This window comes from Bradyrhizobium sp. ERR14, from assembly GCF_014198235.1.
GTDB lineage: Bacteria > Pseudomonadota > Alphaproteobacteria > Rhizobiales > Xanthobacteraceae > Bradyrhizobium.
This window is the reverse complement of sequence record NZ_JACIHD010000016.1, coordinates 77,460-93,681: the sequence shown is the minus strand read 5'-3', so window position 1 is coordinate 93,681 and position 16,222 is coordinate 77,460. Positions and strand designations below refer to the sequence as shown.

Genomic DNA, 16,222 nt, shown 5'->3' with positions numbered 1-16,222 from the left:
GGGGAAGTGGAAGAGGCGTCCCGTGGTCAAGGAACTTCACCCGCCGGTGCCGCGGCTCACTGTCATCACGCTCGGCGTCAGCGATATCCGTGCCAGCATCGCTTTTTACGACGCGCTCGGTTTTGCGCGCCGGCTAAAGGCGACCGGCGAGGCCGTCGCTTTCTACGATACCGGTGGCCCGGTGCTCGCACTTTATCCCTGGGATCAGCTCTCGGCCGACGCGATGTTGCCGGACCAGCCGAGGCCATCGACCTTCCGCGGCATCACGGTCGCCTGGAACTGTCGGACCCGAGAGGAGGTCGATGCGGTGCTGGCCTTTGCTCTCGGCAAGGGGGCAAAGCTGGTGAAGGCCGCGCACGAGACCGATTATGGCGGCTATTCCGGTTATTTTGCCGATCCCGACGGCCATCCCTGGGAGGTCGTGGTCGCACCCGGCATCGAGGTCGGCGAGGACCGGCGGGTGCATCTGGCGGAATAGGGCGGCCTGAATAACGGGAATTGCGCGGGGTTCCCGGTTGCGCCGGCCGGGCCGCTTGCGCACGATCCCCGCCATGATTCGGGACAAGTCCGCCAAGACATCCGCCACGACACCGGCCAAAGACGCGCCAAGGAAGGACGTTGCGAAGAAGGCAGCGCCCGCCAAGGCCGGCAAAGCGCCTGCGACCAAAACAACGACCGTTCCCGCAGGCAAGAAAGGCATCATCGCGGTCGCACCGCCGAGCTTCCGGCGCGAGCGCGCGCTGATCAAGCGCGGCGTCTGGCCGGTCGCCGGCTGCGACGAAGCCGGCCGCGGGCCGCTCGCCGGCCCCGTGGTAGCCGCGGCCGTGATTCTCGACCCCGACCGGATTCCGCGCGGCATTGACGATTCCAAGCGCCTGACCGCCGAGGAACGCGAAAAACTGTTCGACAAGATCTGCGCCACCGCCCAGGTCTCGGTCGCCGTCGCCTCGCCCTCGCGAATCGACCGCGACAACATATTGCGCGCCTCATTGTGGGCGCTGAAGCGCGCCGTGGTGGCACTGCCGGAGGCGCCGAGGCACGTCTTCGTCGACGGCCGCGACCGGCTCGACACTCCTTGCGATTGCGAAGCCGTGATCGGCGGCGATGGCATCGTGCTGTCGATCGCGGCGGCCTCCATCATCGCCAAGGTGACGCGCGACCGCCTGATGTGCGCGCTGGCGCAGGACTGCCCAGGCTATGGCTTCGAGCAGCACAAGGGCTACGCCGTCCCCGAGCACCTCGACGCGCTCGACCGTCTCGGCCCCTCGGTCCATCACCGCCGCTTCTTCGCCCCGGTTGCGGCGGCGCGTGCCAAGCACATGCCGTGGACCGTCGAGCCGGTGCCGGATCTGTTTACGGTGACCGAGGTCGAGGTGCCGGTGGAAGCCAGCGTCGAGATCGACGCGTCGGCGGGTCTCTAACGGCTCTCTCCGCTGCCCTCTTCGCCTCTCCCGCGTGCGGGGAGAGGCCGCATCCCATCCGAGATGGGATGCGGGTGAGGGGGAGCCTCCGCGAGTCCATCTGTCACCGTGATTGCCGACGCAGCCCCTCACCCCGACCCTCCCAGCGCGAGCGAAGCTCGTCGCGCCCCGTAAGAACGGGGAGAGGGAGCACACCGTCGTTGCCACGACGCGTGACGCCCCTTATCAAAGTGTTTGTGAGCGAATAGGGCCGGCTGGACGGGTTGGCTGCATCTTTCGGACGTTGCATGCGGTTTACCTCCCTGGTCATCGAGCTCATTCGCGCCCGGCCGCGGCTGATCGTCTGGATCGCCGTGCTGCTGCAGGCCGCGATGTGGCTGTTCGTGGCGCTGGTGTTCTACCGCAGCCCGCCCGGCAGCCTGGCGACGCTCCTGGCTTTTGGACGCGAATACCAGGTCGGCACCGATCTCGGTCCGCCCTTGCCGGTCTGGCTCGCCGACATCGCCTATCGTGCCGCCGGCGGCCACATGTTCGGCGTCTATGTGCTGGCCGAGCTCTGCGAGATCGCGACGTTCATTGCGCTCTATCATCTCTCCCGCGCCGTGGTCGGCTCGCAGCAGGCGGTGCTCGCGGTGCTCTTGACCATGACGGTGCTCGCCTTCTCCTCGTCGGCGCTCGACTTCGGCCCGCTTGTCCTAGCCCGGCCGCTGTGGGCGCTGCTGCTGCTGCACTCCTGGCAGATCATCGGCCAGCGCCGCGGCAATGCCTGGTTCGCCTGGTCGATCGAGGCCGGTCTCCTGCTGCTGACGACGCCCGCGGCGATCTTCCTGTTGCTGCTGCTCGTTGTCTTCGCGGTCTCGACCGCCGGCGGCCGCCGGACGCTGCGCGCGCTCGATCCGCTGTTCGCGCTTGTTGTCGTCGCGGTGCTGGCGCTGCCCTATGCGGTCTGGCTGATGCGTGCCGAGACGCTGGTGATGCCGGCCTTGCCGCAAGTTGCGGAGCTGAATGCCCGCGCCCTGCATGCGGCCTGGCTGTTCGGCGGCCTTGTGCTCGGGGCCGCTGCGATCCCGGCGCTGACCTTCCTCAACGCCGGCCTGTTCGCCGGCAAGGGCGAGGAGCCGCCGATCATCTTTAGGCCGCCGGTCGAGCCGTTGGGGCGCAACTTCGTCTATTTCTTCGCGCTGGCGCCGGCGCTGGGCGCGGTGCTGATCTCCGGCCTGCTCGGGCTCGAGTCCGTCGTCGGGGGCGCCGGTGTCGTGCTGGTTGTGTCCGGGCTTGCCGTGGTGGTCGCAGCCGGCGATCTCATCGCGATGCGCCGTGCGCGGATGCTGCGGACGGTCTGGGCCGCCGCCGTCGTGGCGCCGGCCGTCGGCGTCGTGCTCGCCGTCCTGCTGCTGCCCTGGACCGGCACGAACGAGATCGCGACCTCGATGCCGGCGCGCGCGATCTCGGACTTCTTCGACGAGAGCTTTGCCCGCCGCACCAACCATCGCCTGCGTGCGGTGGCCGGCGAGACGCAGCTTGCGAGCCTGATCACGCTGCATTCCGGCCGGCCGCATCTCTTCATCGACGCCGACCCTGCGCGCACACCGTGGATCAACCAGGCCAAGTTCAGCGAGACCGGCGGCGTCGTGGTCTGGCGCGCCTCCGATACCGCCGGCACGCCGCCGCCGGACATCCTCAAGCGCTTTCCCGGCATCGTCCCGGAGGTGCCGCGCGCCTTCGAATGGCTGGTGACCGGTCGTCAGCAGCTCCTGCGCGTCGGCTGGGCCATCGTGCGGCCGAAGGGGACGTGAGCCGCGCGCGTTGTTGGGTGGTCAAAGGCGCAACGCGCCGTGCCCACGATAGGTGGTGGGCACGCTTCGCTTTGCCCACCCTACGAGAGCTGCGTGCCGCACCGCGTCCGGGACACGAGAGCTCGCTAGCCCGCCAGCACCTTGGCGATCGCGCGCAGATCCTGCCAGGCTAGGCGCTTGTAGGACGGCGAGCGGAGCAGATAGGCCGGATGGAACGTCGGCAGCGCGCGGATGGTGCGCCCGCCGGCGTCGTAGTCGAACCAGCGCCCGCGGGTGCGCATGATGCCTTCGCGCGTTCCGAGCAGCGTCTGCGTCGAGGGATTGCCGAGCGTTACCAGCACGTCGGGATTCACCAGCTCGATCTGGCGCTGGATGAAGGGCAGGCAGATCTGCGTCTCCTGCGGCGTCGGCGTGCGGTTGCCGGGCGGCCGCCACGGAATCACGTTGGCGATGTAGGCCGTGCTGCGGTTGAGCCCGATCGCGCCGATCATGAGATCGAGCAGCTTGCCGCTGCGCCCGACGAAGGGCAGCCCCTCGATGTCCTCATCGCGGCCCGGCGCCTCGCCGACGAACATGATACGCGCCTGCGGATTGCCGTCGGCAAATACCAGCCGCGTCGCAGTGTGTTTCAGCGCGCAGCCCTCGAAGCTCTGCATCAGCTCGCGCAGCGCTTCCAGCGTCGGCGCAGTGCGCGCGGCCTCGCGTGCGGAGGCAATTGCGATGTCCGGCGCCGGTGCGGCCTCGCCGCGCATGGCCGCGGGGGCGGCGACAGGACGAGGTGCCTCGACCGGAGGCGCCACGCGCGGGGCCGGCGGCGGCGCATCCAATTCCGCCAGGCGGTCGATCGGTTCCTCCGCGAGCGCGCAATCGACACCGGCCTCCAGATAGAAGGCGAGAAGCTCGCGGACGGTGGGTGCGGGTTCGGGTATCATGGGAAAGTCTGACTATTATAGCATAGCGTTTTCGAGCGAAGTGGCCACCCGGTTCGCGTGAAGAAAACGCGTCAAAAAAGATGGGACTTCCCCGGTTCTGGCCTACCAGAACCGGGGAGGTCCCGTTTAGGGCGCCTTGCACCCCCCTTGCACCCCGGCGAAACGCATTTCCGAGGTTGTCCTACCCGGAAAAATCGGAAACAAGAGGGCGCAAATGACCAAGGACCGTCTCAAGGGCTGAGATCAGATGAGCACCGAAGAACTTCCCCCGCGCGAATCCATGGAATTCGACGTCGTCATCGTCGGCGCCGGCCCCTCGGGCCTGTCGGCCGCGATCCGGCTGAAGCAGCTCAATGCCGATCTCAACGTCGTCGTGGTGGAGAAGGGCTCCGAGGTCGGCGCGCACATTCTCTCCGGCGCCGTGATCGACCCCGCAGGGCTCGACAGGCTGATCCCGGACTGGCGCGAGGATTCCGACTGCCCGCTGAAGACCCAGGTGAAGGACGACCGCTTCTACTGGATGACGGGCGGCGGCGCGATCAAGCTGCCGAACTTCATGATGCCGCCGCTGATGGACAATCATCACTGCTACATCGGCTCGCTCGGCAATGTCTGCCGCTGGCTGGCGCGCAAGGCTGAAGCGCTTGGCGTCGAGATCTATCCGGGCTTTGCTGCGGCCGAGGTGCTCTATGACGACGCCGGCAACGTCAAGGGCATTGCCACTGGCGACATGGGCATCGGCCGGGACGGCAAGCCGAAGGACTCCTTCACTCGTGGCATGGAGTTGCTCGGCAAGTACACGCTGTTCGCCGAAGGCGCCCGCGGCAGCCTGACCAAGCAGCTCATCGCCAAGTTTGCGCTGGACTCCAAGAGCGAGCCGGCGAAGTTCGGCATCGGCCTCAAGGAAGTCTGGCAGATCGATCCCGCCAAGCACCAGAAGGGCATGATCCAGCATTCCTTCGGCTGGCCGCTCGACCTGAAGACCGGCGGCGGCTCGTTCCTCTATCATTACGACGACAACCTCGTCGCCGTCGGCTTCGTCGTGCATCTCAACTACGACGATCCGTACCTGTCGCCGTTCGACGAATTCCAACGCTTCAAGACCCATCCGTCGATCCGCGGCACCTTTGAAGGCGGCAAGCGTCTCGCCTATGGCGCGCGCGCCATTACCGAGGGCGGTTACCAGTCGGTGCCGAAACTCAGCTTCCCCGGCGGCGCGCTGATTGGCTGCGCGGCCGGCTTCGTCAACGTGCCGCGCATCAAGGGCGTGCACAATGCGATGGGCACCGGCATGCTCGCGGCTGAACATGTCGCGACGGCGCTGGCCGCCGATCGCGCCAATGACGAGCTCGTCGAATACGAGAATGCGTGGCGCTCGTCGTCGGTCGGCAAGGATCTGTTCCTGGTCCGCAACGTCAAGCCGCTGTGGTCGAAGTTCGGCACCGTGCTCGGCGTCGCGCTGGGCGGCTTCGACATGTGGTGCAACACGCTGTTCGGCGCTTCGCTGTTCGGCACCCAGGCGCACGCCAAGCCCGATCGCGCCACGCTCGATCCGGCCAAGAGCCACGCGCCCAAGAACTACCCGAAGCCGGACGGCAAGATCTCGTTCGACAAGCTGTCCTCGGTGTTCCTGTCCAACACCAACCATGAGGAGGACCAGCCGGTCCATCTCAAGGTCACCGACATGAACCTGCAGAAGACCTCCGAGCACGACGTGTTCGCCGGTCCCTCGAATCGTTATTGCCCGGCCGGCGTCTATGAATGGGTCGAGGAAGGCACGAGCCCGCGCTTCCAGATCAACGCCCAGAACTGCGTTCACTGCAAAACCTGCGACGTGAAGGACCCCAACGGTAACATCACCTGGGTTCCCCCCGAGGGCGGCGGCGGTCCGAACTATGAGGCGATGTAAGAGCCGGCCGAGCACAAGGACCTGATCACGAGGGTGATCCGGCGCACGTTCGCGTGAGGACACCGCTGCGGCCACCGGTCGCGGCCACGATAAGGCCATACTGGCAGCGTCTTGGGACCGCTCTTGGCCGATTTAAGGCGTGCGGAGGGGATCGCCCGGCCCGAATCCTTGCGGCGAAGCGCCAAAAGCGGCATTGTCCGCCGGACGGTTCCGGGTCCCGATGCCACCGGCCGCGTTCGCATGCGATACGGCCCTCTGCTGCAAACCCAGGCACTACCAACTCAAGGCGAGCCCTGATGTTCTCAAATCGTTTCAACCGCTGGACTGTTGCCGCCATCGCCCTCATGGGCACAGCGATCGCGACCGTCCCCGGCAGGGTCCTGGCGCAGACGCCGGATCATCCGTCCGACACGGCGGCACAGTTTCCGACCCGAAACGATCTGAAGTCGCTCACCACCGCCGGCAGCTATCTCGCTGCCCGCCACGCCAGCGTCGAGCGCGACGCCGCCTCCGCCGCCGCCTTCTACCGCTCGGCGCTGCGCACCGATCCCAAGAACAACGAGCTGCTCGACCGCGCCTTCATCTCGTCGGTCGCCGACGGCGATATCGACGAAGCCGTCAAGCTCGCCGAGCGCATCCTCACCATCGACAAGACCAACCGCGTCGCGCGTCTCGTCGTCGGCGTGCATGATCTCAAGGTGAAGAAGTACGCGGCCGCGCAGACCAACATCAACCAGTCGATCCGCGGTCCGATCACCGATCTCGTCGCCACGCTGCTGTCGGGGTGGGCCGCCTATGGTGCGGGTGATGCCAAGGGCGGTGTCGCCACCATCGACAAGCTGGCAGGTCCCGAATGGTACCCGCTGTTCAAGGACCTTCACGCCGGCATGATCCTCGAGCTCTCCGGCAAGGAGAAAGACGCCGGCACCCGCTTCGAGCGCGCCTACAAGCTCGACGATTCCATGCTGCGCGTGACCGAGGCCTATGCGCGCTGGCTGTCGCGCAACAAGGATTCCGCCGCCGCGACCACCGTCTACCAGGCCTTCGACAAGAAGCTCGCGCGCCATCCGCTGATCCAGGAAGGCCTGCGCGAGACCAAGGCCGGCAAGAAAATGCCGCCGCTGGTCGATTCCGCCCAGGCCGGCGCCGCCGAAGCGCTCTACGGCATCGGCGCCACGCTGACCCGCCGCGGCGGCGAGGATCTGGCGCTGGTCTATCTCCAGCTCTCGCTCTACCTCCAGCCGACCCATCCGCTGGCGCTGCTCTCGCTGGCCGATCTCTACGAGTCCGTGAAGCGGCCGCAGATGGCGATCAAGGTCTATGAGCGCGTGCCGTCGACCTCGCCGCTCAAGCGCAATGCGCAGATCCAGCTTGCCATCGATCTGGATTCCGCCGACCGCACCGACGAGGCGATCAAGATCCTCAAGGGCGTTACGTCGGAGGATGCCAAGGACCTCGAAGCGATCATGGCGCTCGGCAACATCGAGCGCGGCCGCAAGAGGTTCGGCGACTGCGGCGCGACCTATTCGCTAGGCGTCGACGTGCTGCCGCCCGGCAACGACAAGGCCAACAGCGTCTGGTACTATTATCGTGGTATCTGCGAGGAGCGCTCCAAGCAGTGGGACAAGGCCGAGGCCGACATGAAGAAGGCGCTCGAGCTCCAGCCCGACCAGCCGCATGTTCTCAACTATCTCGGCTATTCCTGGATCGACCAGGGCGTGAACCTCGACGAAGGCATGAAGATGATCAAGCGCGCCGTCGAGCAGCGTCCCGACGACGGCTACATCGTCGACTCCCTCGGCTGGGCCTATTACCGCATCGGCAATTATGAGGAAGCGGTGAAGAACCTCGAGCGCGCGATCGACCTCAAGCCCGAGGATCCCACCATCAACGACCATCTCGGCGATGCCTATTGGCGGGTCGGCCGCACGCTGGAAGCCAAATTCCAGTGGTCGCACGCGCGCGATCTCAAGCCCGAGCCGGAAGAGCTGCCGAAGATCGAGGCCAAGATCGCCAATGGCCTCGCCGACGACAATTCGAACTCTTCGGCCGCGCAGGCGGAAAAGAAGAAGGACGACGGCAAGGGCGGCTAGGCTTGCGCATGATCCGGACCCGAAGGGCCGCGCTAGCGCAAATCGTGTAGCGGTTTTCCGACAAGATCATGCGCGACAAGGAACTGAAGTTGGGGGCGTGTCGCCGATGCCGGCGTTGATTGAAGAAGGACGGGCGAAGGTCAATCTCAGCCTTCGTGTCGTGGGCCGTCGTGCCGACGGCTATCATGATCTCGAAAGTGTGGTCGCGTTTGCCGACTGCGCCGATCGGCTGACGCTGGAGCCGGGCGGCGAGCTGAAGCTCGCCACCACCGGACCGCTTGCCGCAGCCTGCGGCGATACCGCGGACAATCTCGTCTTCAAGGCGGCCAAGCTTCTGGCCGACGCGGTGCCGAACCTGAAGCTCGGCGCCTTCGCGCTCGACAAGGTGCTGCCGGTTGCCGCCGGCATCGGCGGCGGCTCGGCTGATGCTGCAGCGGCGCTGCGGCTCCTGGCGCGCCTCAACAATCTGTCGCTCGACGATCCGCGCCTGCAGAAGGTCGCGCTCGCGACCGGCGCGGACGTGCCGGTGTGCTTGCTCTCGCGCGCCTGCGACATGACCGGCGTCGGCGAGCAGCTGCTGCCGCTCGCACTGCCGAGCATGCCCTGCGTGATGGTCAATCCGCGCGTGCCTGTGGCCACCAAGGATGTTTTCCAGCAGCTGGGCCTGCGCAACGGCGAGCTCCTGGTCGGCGCCACCTCGGTTCTGGGAGCTCCTGCGTGGCCGGAGGAGGGCGGGTCGATCGCCGATTGGGTCGACGTTCTCGAAACCGTCGCCAACGATCTCGAAGCGCCTGCGCTGCGTATCGAACCTGTCATCGGTAACGTGCTGGAGGCCTTGCGTGGCTCCGCCGGCGTCAAGCTCGCCCGCATGTCCGGCTCGGGCGCGACATGCTTTGCGATCTACGGCTCGCCCGCCGACACCCATGCCGCGGCCGAAAAGATCCGGCGCGATCACCCCGGCTGGTGGGTGCATGCGGGGACATTGAGCTGAGTCTCTCTCCGGGGACGGTGCCGTAGGGTGGGCAAAGGCGCTTTTGCGCCGTGCCCACCATCTTTCCGATACGGAGACAGATGCGTGGGCACGCTTCGCTTTGCCCACCCTACGGCACTCGAGCTAGCCGCTGCTCTCGCCGAGCCCAAGAAACCGCCGGATCTCGCTCAGCACCTCTTCCGGCTTGTCATGCTGCAGCCAGTGTCCCGCCCCGCCGATGGTCTCGATGCGCGCGTTCTGGAAATACCGCTCCAGGCCTGCGGCTCTGGCACCGGCAAGAAAACTTTCGCCGGCATTGAGCAGCAGCGTCGGGCAGGCGATGCGCGACCACAGCGCGACGTGATCGTCCGGCCAGAGCCGGTGCGGCGCGCTAGCGCGCTGATAGGGATCGAACTTCCAGCTATAGGTGCCGTCCTCGTTCTGCCGTGCGCCGTGGGTGGCGAGATGCAGCGCGAGGTCACGGGACAGGCGCTTGTTGTGAAGCACCATCTGTGCGGCCGCGTCTTCGAGGGTCGCATAGCGGCGCGGTGTGCGGTCATGCAGCCTGTCGAGCTGGGTCACCCATTTGCCGATGCGCTCATGTGCCGGCGGCTTCGGCGAGTCCGGCAGCATGGTCACGCCGTCGAGCACGACCAGCTTCGAGACCTGCTCGGGAAACGACCCTGTAAAGATCAGGCTCACCATGCCGCCCATCGAATGGCCGATGAGAGTGACCTCCGGCGCTGCGATGGTGCGGATGAGCTGGGTGAGATCGTAGACATATTCGGTCAGCGCGTAGCTGCCGCCGCGGGTCCAGTCGGAATCGCCATGGCCGCGCAGGTCGGGCGCCACCACGTGAAAATGCGGCTGCAGCGATCGGGCGATGACGTCCCAGCTCCGGCAGTGATCGCGGCCGCCATGGACCAGGATCAGAGGCGGCGCGCCCTCATTGCCCCAATCGGCGTAATGCAGCCGCAGGCCATGGGACTCGTAGAAGCGGCTTTGCGGGGTGAGCATCGGAGCCCTATCCATTCGCCGGCCGCCGCACCAGGGCCAGCGACAGGCCGAGGCCTGCAATGAAGACGCCGGAGCCCTGCGTGAGACGCCGCATCAGATGCGGCCGTCCAATCAGCTGGTTGCGTGTCGCGGAGGCCATCAGCACCACGATGACGTCGGCGAGGGTGTTCAACGCCACCGAGATCGCGCCGAGCAGGATGAATTGCAGCGTGGGGCTCGACCCCGCGGGATCGAGGAATTGCGGAATGAAGGCGAGGAAGAACGCGGCGGTCTTCGGGTTCAGCGCCTCGACCAGCACTCCGTCGCGGAACGCGCGCTTGTCGCCGAAGGCTTCTCCCTCGAGCGACAGTGTGCGGCCGGCGCTGCGGAAAGTCTTGATGCCGAGCCAGACCAGATAGAGCGCGCCGACGAATTTGACGGCGGCGAACAATTCGGCGCTGGCGAGAATGATTGCGGAGATGCCGAGGCTGCCCGCGACGACATGAACCAGCCCGCCCAGCGCCGTGCCCGCGGTCGATGCGAAGCCGCTGGCGCGTCCCTCCGACAAGGTCCGTGCCGCGACGTAGAAGATGCCGGGGCCGGGAACGGCGGCAATGAGACAGGCTGCGGCCAGGAACAGCCAGAAATTCGTTTCGATCATCCTGTTTTGGTAACGGAGCGGGCCGCGATTGCAAGTCTTCTGGGCGCGGGGGGCTCTCGTTTAGCCCGTGCGGCGGAAGATCACGCTGGCATTGACCCCGCCGAAGCCGAAGCCATTGGAGATCGCGTGTTGCATCGGCATCGGCCGCGCGCTGCCGGCGACGATGTCGATGCCATCAGCGCCCGCATCAGGGTTTTCGAGATTGAGCGTCGGCGGCGCGATTTGGTCGCGCAAAGCGAGCACGGTGAAGATCGCCTCGAGGCCGCCGGCGGCACCGAGCAGATGGCCGGTGGCCGATTTGGTCGCGCTGACGGCGATGCCGCGGTTGCGGCCGAACAGCGCCGCGATCGCGCCAAGCTCGCTCTCATCGCCGGCGGGCGTCGATGTCGCGTGGGCGTTGAGGTGCTGCAGATCCGCCGGCGCAAGGCTCGCCTGCCGGAGCGCAATCTCCATGGCGCGGCGGGCGCCGTCGCCGTCGGGCGGACCTGATGTCATGTGGTAGGCGTCCGCCGTCGTGCCGTATCCGATCACTTCTGCGATCGGCGTGGCGCCGCGCGCGAGCGCATGTTCCAGTTCCTCGATCACAAGAATGCCGGCGCCTTCGCCCATGACAAAGCCGTCGCGGTCGCGATCGAACGGGCGCGAGGCCCGCGCCGGCTCCTCGTTGAACCCGCTCGACAACGCGCGTGCCGCCGCAAAGCCGCCGAGGCTGACGATGTCGATGCAGGCCTCCGCGCCGCCGCAGATCGCGATGTCGACTTCGCCTGATCGAATCATGCGCGCGGCATCGCCGATCGCCTGCACGCCGGCGGCGCACGCGGTGACCGGTGTGCCCAGCGCGCCCTTGTAGCCATATTTGATCGAGACGTGGCCGGCGGCGAGATTGGCCAGGAACGAGGGGATCGTGAACGGCGACAGCCGGCGCGCGCCGCGCTGCTCGGTGATGCGCACCGCCTCCGCCATCGCCGGGAAACCGCCGACGCCGGAGGCGATGATCGTCGCGGTGCGCTCCAGCGCGGCAGCGTCCTGCGGCGTCCATTTCGCCTGCGCGATCGCCTCGGCGGCCGCGAGCAGCGCGAACAGGATGAACCGATCCATCTTGCGCTGGTCTTTTGGCGCGGCGGCCTGCGCGGGATCGAAGCCGCCCTCGGCATCGTCGGCCTTGTCGGGCACGAGTCCGGCAATGCGCGCCGGCAGCGCCTGCGCCCATTCGGGCAGAGGGCGCAGTCCGCTGTGGCCGGCGAGCAGCCGGCGCCATGAGGTTTCGACACCGCAGCCGAGCGGCGATACCGCGCCCATTCCCGTCACGACGATCCGACGCATATTACTCTCCAGCCGGCGCGACGGCCGGGTTCATGGCCTTGAGTGAAGCGATCCGCTTGCGCATGCCGCGGCTGGCGCGGGGACCGGCGACGACGATCGTATTGGCGAGCGTGATCGGCTGCATGTCGGCAGCGTCGACCACGACCGGATTGAACGGGCGAGCGTCGCTTCGGTTCGCCAGCACGATGGATTCGCCTTTGGGCGCGAGATGCTTGTTGCCGAAGGCGAGCAGCGTAGCGATCACCGGGAAGAAATCCCGCGCCTTGTCGGTCAGAACGTATTCGTAACGCGGCGGCCGCTCCTGATAACGGCGGCGCACGAACATGCCTGATGCGGTGAGATGGGCAAGCCGCCGCGACAGGATGTTCGGCGCGATGCCGAGGCTTTGCGAGAACTCGTCGAATTTCGTCGCGCCCTGAAACGCATCTCGCAGGATCAGGATGCTCCACCATTCACCGACCGTCTCCACGGCACGGCCGACCGGGCATTCCAGGATCGAGGGGGATTTGGGCTGCATGGCGGGAAAGTAGGAGAGTCACTTGCAAAAAGCAAGTGACCGGGGTGGACCACATGAGCGCTGACGGAGGCGGGCCGCACATCCGCAAAAAGTTGTCACTGTAATTTGAAATGCGAATTGGCGAATGCCGGCTGCGCTCGCAATGACAGTGTTGACGCAGCTGGGACCTATCTCACCGGTGTCGTCCCGGCGAACGCCGGGACCCATAACCACAGGGAGTGGTTTGGCGAAGATTGGTTATTATGGGTATTCGCACCGACACTGTGTCGATAGATCACGTGGTGGGTCCCGGCGTTCGCCGGGACGACACCGAGTGTTTCGCTAGCGGTGCGCCGAAACTCAAAAAGCCTAATGCGACCGCGCCAGACAGAACGCCACCACCTGCTCCAGCGCGCTCTTCATCGGGGAGGACGGGAACAGCGCCAGCGCGTCCACGGCCATGGCGCCGTAGTGCTGGGCGCGGCTGAGCGTATCTTCCAGCGCGCGGTGCTTGTTCATCAGCCCGATGGCGTGATCGAGATCGCTGTCGCCGATCTCGCCGCGCTCCAGCGCGCGGATCCAGAACGCGCGCTCGGTGTCGTTGCCGCGGCGGAAGGCGAGCACGACGGGCAGGGTGATCTTGCCCTCGCGGAAATCATCGCCGGTGTTCTTGCCGAGCTTTGCGCTCTTGCCGCCATAGTCGAGCACGTCGTCGACGAGCTGGAAGGCGATGCCGAGATTCATGCCGACCGAGCGGCAGGCGGTCTGCTCGGCCTTGGGACGGTTGGCGATGACGGGGCCGACCTCGCAGGCCGCCGCGAACAGCTCGGCGGTCTTGCCGCGGATCACGGCGAGATATTCGTCCTCGGTGGTCGCGGTGTTCTTGGCGGCGGCCAGCTGCATCACCTCGCCCTCGGCGATGGTGGCGGCGGCCGCAGAGAGGATGTCGAGCGCGCGGAGCGAGCCGACCTCGACCATCATGCGGAAGGCCTGGCCAAGCAGGAAGTCGCCGACCAGCACGCTCGCCTCGTTGCCCCAGAGCATGCGCGCCGACAGCTTGCCGCGGCGCATCTCGCTCTCGTCGACGACGTCGTCGTGCAGCAGCGTGGCGGTATGCATGAACTCGACCGAGGCGGCGAGCTTGATATGGCCGTCGCCGGTGTAGCCGGCGAGGTTGGCCATGGCGAGCGTCAGCATCGGCCGCAGCCGCTTGCCGCCGGAGGAGATCAGATGGTTGGCGACCTCCGGGATCATGGTCACGTCCGAACCGGTCCGCGACAGGATCGTGGCGTTGACGCGCTCCATGTCAGGGGCGACAAGGGCAACCAGCTCTTCGATCGACGCGCCGGGAGTTTCGAAAGGTACGATGACGGCCACGCCGGTCTCCAATATTTGCCCCGGAGGGGCTATTCTGACGGAAAGACAATAGAAACTGGCGGCGGATGCGGCAAGGCCCGCGGAACCATTGACATTTGCCGCTTTAGCCCCCTTTCAGGCAAGGAACCTGCGTTTTGCGTGAACTGGTTCGGACCAACGATATGGTGCTGGTGTCGGCGATCGGCGCGCTGCTCGACGGCGCCAACATCCATCATCTGGTGCTGGACCAGAACATGAGCATCATCGAGGGCTCGCTCGGCATTTTGCCGCGGCGGATCCTGGTTCATGAGGACGACGCCCAGGAGGCGAGGGAGCTCCTCACCGAGGCCGGCCTCAGCCACGAACTGCGCGGCGATGAGTGAGGCCGCAGATATTACCGAGGACGCTTTTCTCGGCGGGCAGTTGCGCCTGAGGCAGAAGCGGAGTGGCCACAGAGCCGGGCACGACGCCATTCTGCTTGCGGCGGCGACGGAGGCCCGTCCCGGAGACCGCGTGGTCGATTTCGGCGCCGGGATCGGCACGGCCGGGCTGGCGCTGGCCCGGCGCGTCGCTGGTATCGGGCTAAGCCTGGTCGAGATCGATCCGGAGCTGGCCGAGCTCGCGCGCGCCAATGCAGCCGCGAATGCGCTTGCCGCCGAGACCGTCGTGCTCGATGTCACCGCCGACGCCACGGCCTTTGCGGCAAACGGGCTGTCTCCCGACAGCGTCGACGCGGTGCTGATGAATCCGCCCTTCAACGATCCGGCCCGGCATCGCGGCTCGCCGGATCAGGCGCGTCACACCGCGCATGTGGCGACCGAGGAGACCCTGCATGCCTGGGTGCATGCAGCGCGGCGCATCCTCCGATCGAATGGTGTGCTGACATTGATCTGGCGCGCAGATGGCATCGCCGATGTCCTGGCGGCGCTGTCACGCGGCTTCGGCAGCCTTTCGATCCTGCCGGTTCACGGGGAGGCGGGGCGGCCTGCGATCCGCGTGCTGGTGCGTGCGGTCAAAGGCGGCCGGGCTCCGACGCGATTGCTGCCGGGCCTCATGCTCAACGACGAGTCGGGCGCGTCCAAAAAAGAGGTGACGGAGATTCTGGAGGGGAGAGCGGCCTTGCCGCTGGTGGAACCGTGACGGCTTACTGCGGAAGCGATTCCGGCTGCTGCTCTTGCGGGGACGTCAAGCGGATCGCCATGAACAGCGCACCGACCAGCAGCATCAGCAGATAGATTTTCATGGTGTTCTCCGCTGCCCCATTGCAGCCTCCCGACGGAAAATCTGCAAAACACGTTCCAGGCACTTCCAATGACAGTCGCGTGATAAGAAATGGTTAATCAGAGGTAACGGCATGGCCGAACAATTGAAAGATCGTGAGAGTTCCGGCCTGGCCGACAAGCTCATGCAATATCTGCCGGCGCGTTTCCGCCCGGGCACGGCTGTCGTGCCGGTGGTGCGGCTGTCCGGCGTGATCGGCGCGGTGACGCCGCTGCGCCCGGGCATGACGCTGGCGGGCGTCGCGCGGGTGCTGGAGCGTGCGTTCTCATATCGGCACGCCAAGGCGGTGGCGCTGGTGATCAACTCGCCCGGCGGCTCACCGGTGCAGTCGCGCCAGATCTATCTGCGCATCAAGCAGCTCGCGGCGGAGAAGAAGCTGCCGGTGCTCGTGTTCGTCGAGGACGTTGCGGCCTCCGGCGGCTACATGATCGCCTGCGCCGGCGACGAGATCATCTGCGATCCCTCGTCGATCCTCGGCTCGATCGGCGTGGTCGGCGGCAGCTTCGGTTTCCAGGAGGCGATCAAGCGGCTCGGCATCGAGCGGCGCCTCTATACGGCCGGCGCGCACAAGGCGATGCTCGATCCTTTCCTCCCCGAGAACCCCGACGATGTCGCCAAGCTGAAGGCGCTCCAGCGCGAGATCCATCAGATCTTCATTTCCCTGGTGAAGGAGAGCCGCGGCGCGCGCCTCAAGGGCGCGGACGACGCCCTGTTCACGGGCGAATACTGGGCCGGCGAGAGTTCGATCGCTCTGGGGCTCGCCGACAGCATCGGCGATCTCCGCTCAACTCTTCGTGCCCGCTACGGCGAGAAGGTTCTCACCCCCGTGATCGCGCAGCCGACCGGGCTGCTCTCCGGCATTCTGGGCCGCAAATCGCCCGGCGCGGGGCAGCTTTCGGCCATGGAATCAATGGCCGGCCTGCCGGACGATCTGATCTCGGCGCTTGAGACGCGAGCGATCTGGGCGAAATTCGGGTTCTAGGCCGAG

The 16,222-nt window shown here is 66.5% G+C and carries 15 protein-coding genes; 9 read left to right on the top strand and 6 right to left on the bottom strand.

The window, feature by feature from the left end; all coding sequences use genetic code 11:
- The first annotated feature begins 22 nt into the window (after positions 1-22).
- The 3 genes from GGD62_RS30870 to GGD62_RS30860 all read left to right on the top strand — a co-directional run bounded on the left by GGD62_RS30870 (position 23) and on the right by GGD62_RS30860 (position 3,217).
- Positions 23-478, top strand: coding sequence for a VOC family protein (locus tag GGD62_RS30870; RefSeq protein WP_183711926.1), 456 nt, complete (start codon positions 23-25; stop codon positions 476-478).
- A gap of 73 nt (positions 479-551) precedes the next feature.
- Positions 552-1,421 (top strand): ribonuclease HII, encoded by an 870-nt coding sequence (locus tag GGD62_RS30865; protein ID WP_183711924.1) that lies wholly within the window; start codon positions 552-554, stop codon positions 1,419-1,421.
- Between the two features lie 287 nt (positions 1,422-1,708).
- On the top strand, positions 1,709-3,217 hold the full coding sequence (locus GGD62_RS30860) for a glycosyltransferase family 39 protein (protein WP_183711922.1): 1,509 nt from the start codon (positions 1,709-1,711) through the stop codon (positions 3,215-3,217).
- Positions 3,218-3,342: 125 nt separating this feature from the next.
- Here the strand turns inward: GGD62_RS30860 and GGD62_RS30855 are convergent, their stop codons facing one another.
- Complete coding sequence (locus GGD62_RS30855) at positions 3,343-4,149, bottom strand: uracil-DNA glycosylase family protein (protein WP_179735190.1); 807 nt, start codon at positions 4,147-4,149, stop codon at positions 3,343-3,345.
- Positions 4,150-4,396: 247 nt separating this feature from the next.
- Here GGD62_RS30855 and GGD62_RS30850 point away from each other — a divergent pair, with 247 nt between their 5' ends.
- The 3 genes from GGD62_RS30850 (at position 4,397) to GGD62_RS30840 (ending at position 9,142) form a co-directional block, all read left to right on the top strand.
- Positions 4,397-6,058, top strand: coding sequence for an electron transfer flavoprotein-ubiquinone oxidoreductase (locus tag GGD62_RS30850; protein ID WP_183711920.1), 1,662 nt, complete (start codon positions 4,397-4,399; stop codon positions 6,056-6,058).
- A 296-nt stretch (positions 6,059-6,354) separates the two neighbouring features.
- The gene (locus tag GGD62_RS30845; protein ID WP_183711918.1) at positions 6,355-8,151 is read left to right on the top strand and encodes a tetratricopeptide repeat protein; all 1,797 of its coding nucleotides are present in this window, start codon (positions 6,355-6,357) and stop codon (positions 8,149-8,151) included.
- 106 nt (positions 8,152-8,257) lie between these two features.
- Positions 8,258-9,142: a 4-(cytidine 5'-diphospho)-2-C-methyl-D-erythritol kinase gene (locus tag GGD62_RS30840; RefSeq protein WP_179735197.1), complete on the top strand. Its 885-nt coding sequence runs from the start codon at positions 8,258-8,260 to the stop codon at positions 9,140-9,142.
- A gap of 123 nt (positions 9,143-9,265) precedes the next feature.
- On the opposite strand, the gene GGD62_RS30835 is transcribed toward GGD62_RS30840, so the two are convergent.
- From GGD62_RS30835 to GGD62_RS30815, 5 genes are all read right to left on the bottom strand, one after another.
- Positions 9,266-10,138, bottom strand: a complete 873-nt coding sequence (locus tag GGD62_RS30835; RefSeq protein ID WP_183711916.1) for an alpha/beta fold hydrolase — start codon at positions 10,136-10,138, stop codon at positions 9,266-9,268.
- Positions 10,139-10,145: 7 nt separating this feature from the next.
- Positions 10,146-10,778, bottom strand: coding sequence for a LysE family translocator (locus GGD62_RS30830; protein ID WP_183711914.1), 633 nt, complete (start codon positions 10,776-10,778; stop codon positions 10,146-10,148).
- 60 nt (positions 10,779-10,838) lie between these two features.
- Positions 10,839-12,101 (bottom strand): beta-ketoacyl-ACP synthase II, encoded by a 1,263-nt coding sequence (gene fabF, locus GGD62_RS30825; RefSeq protein ID WP_183711912.1) that lies wholly within the window; start codon positions 12,099-12,101, stop codon positions 10,839-10,841.
- Position 12,102: 1 nt separating this feature from the next.
- A complete protein-coding gene (locus GGD62_RS30820; protein WP_018323352.1) occupies positions 12,103-12,618 on the bottom strand; it encodes a helix-turn-helix domain-containing protein in 516 nt (171 codons plus the stop codon).
- A gap of 348 nt (positions 12,619-12,966) precedes the next feature.
- A complete protein-coding gene (locus GGD62_RS30815; RefSeq protein WP_026202916.1) occupies positions 12,967-13,974 on the bottom strand; it encodes a polyprenyl synthetase family protein in 1,008 nt (335 codons plus the stop codon).
- A gap of 134 nt (positions 13,975-14,108) precedes the next feature.
- Between GGD62_RS30815 and GGD62_RS30810 the strand changes: the two genes are divergently transcribed.
- The 3 genes from GGD62_RS30810 to GGD62_RS30800 all read left to right on the top strand — a co-directional run bounded on the left by GGD62_RS30810 (position 14,109) and on the right by GGD62_RS30800 (position 16,216).
- Positions 14,109-14,336 carry a DUF2007 domain-containing protein gene (locus GGD62_RS30810; RefSeq protein WP_018323354.1) on the top strand — a complete coding sequence of 76 codons (228 nt, stop codon included), beginning with the start codon at positions 14,109-14,111 and terminating at the stop codon, positions 14,334-14,336.
- A complete protein-coding gene (locus GGD62_RS30805) occupies positions 14,329-15,093 on the top strand; it encodes a tRNA1(Val) (adenine(37)-N6)-methyltransferase (protein ID WP_183711910.1) in 765 nt (254 codons plus the stop codon). Before GGD62_RS30810 ends, GGD62_RS30805 begins: the two co-directional genes overlap by 8 nt.
- A 214-nt stretch (positions 15,094-15,307) precedes the next feature.
- A complete protein-coding gene (locus tag GGD62_RS30800) occupies positions 15,308-16,216 on the top strand; it encodes a S49 family peptidase (RefSeq protein WP_092262413.1) in 909 nt (302 codons plus the stop codon).
- The last annotated feature ends 6 nt before the right edge of the window (positions 16,217-16,222 follow it).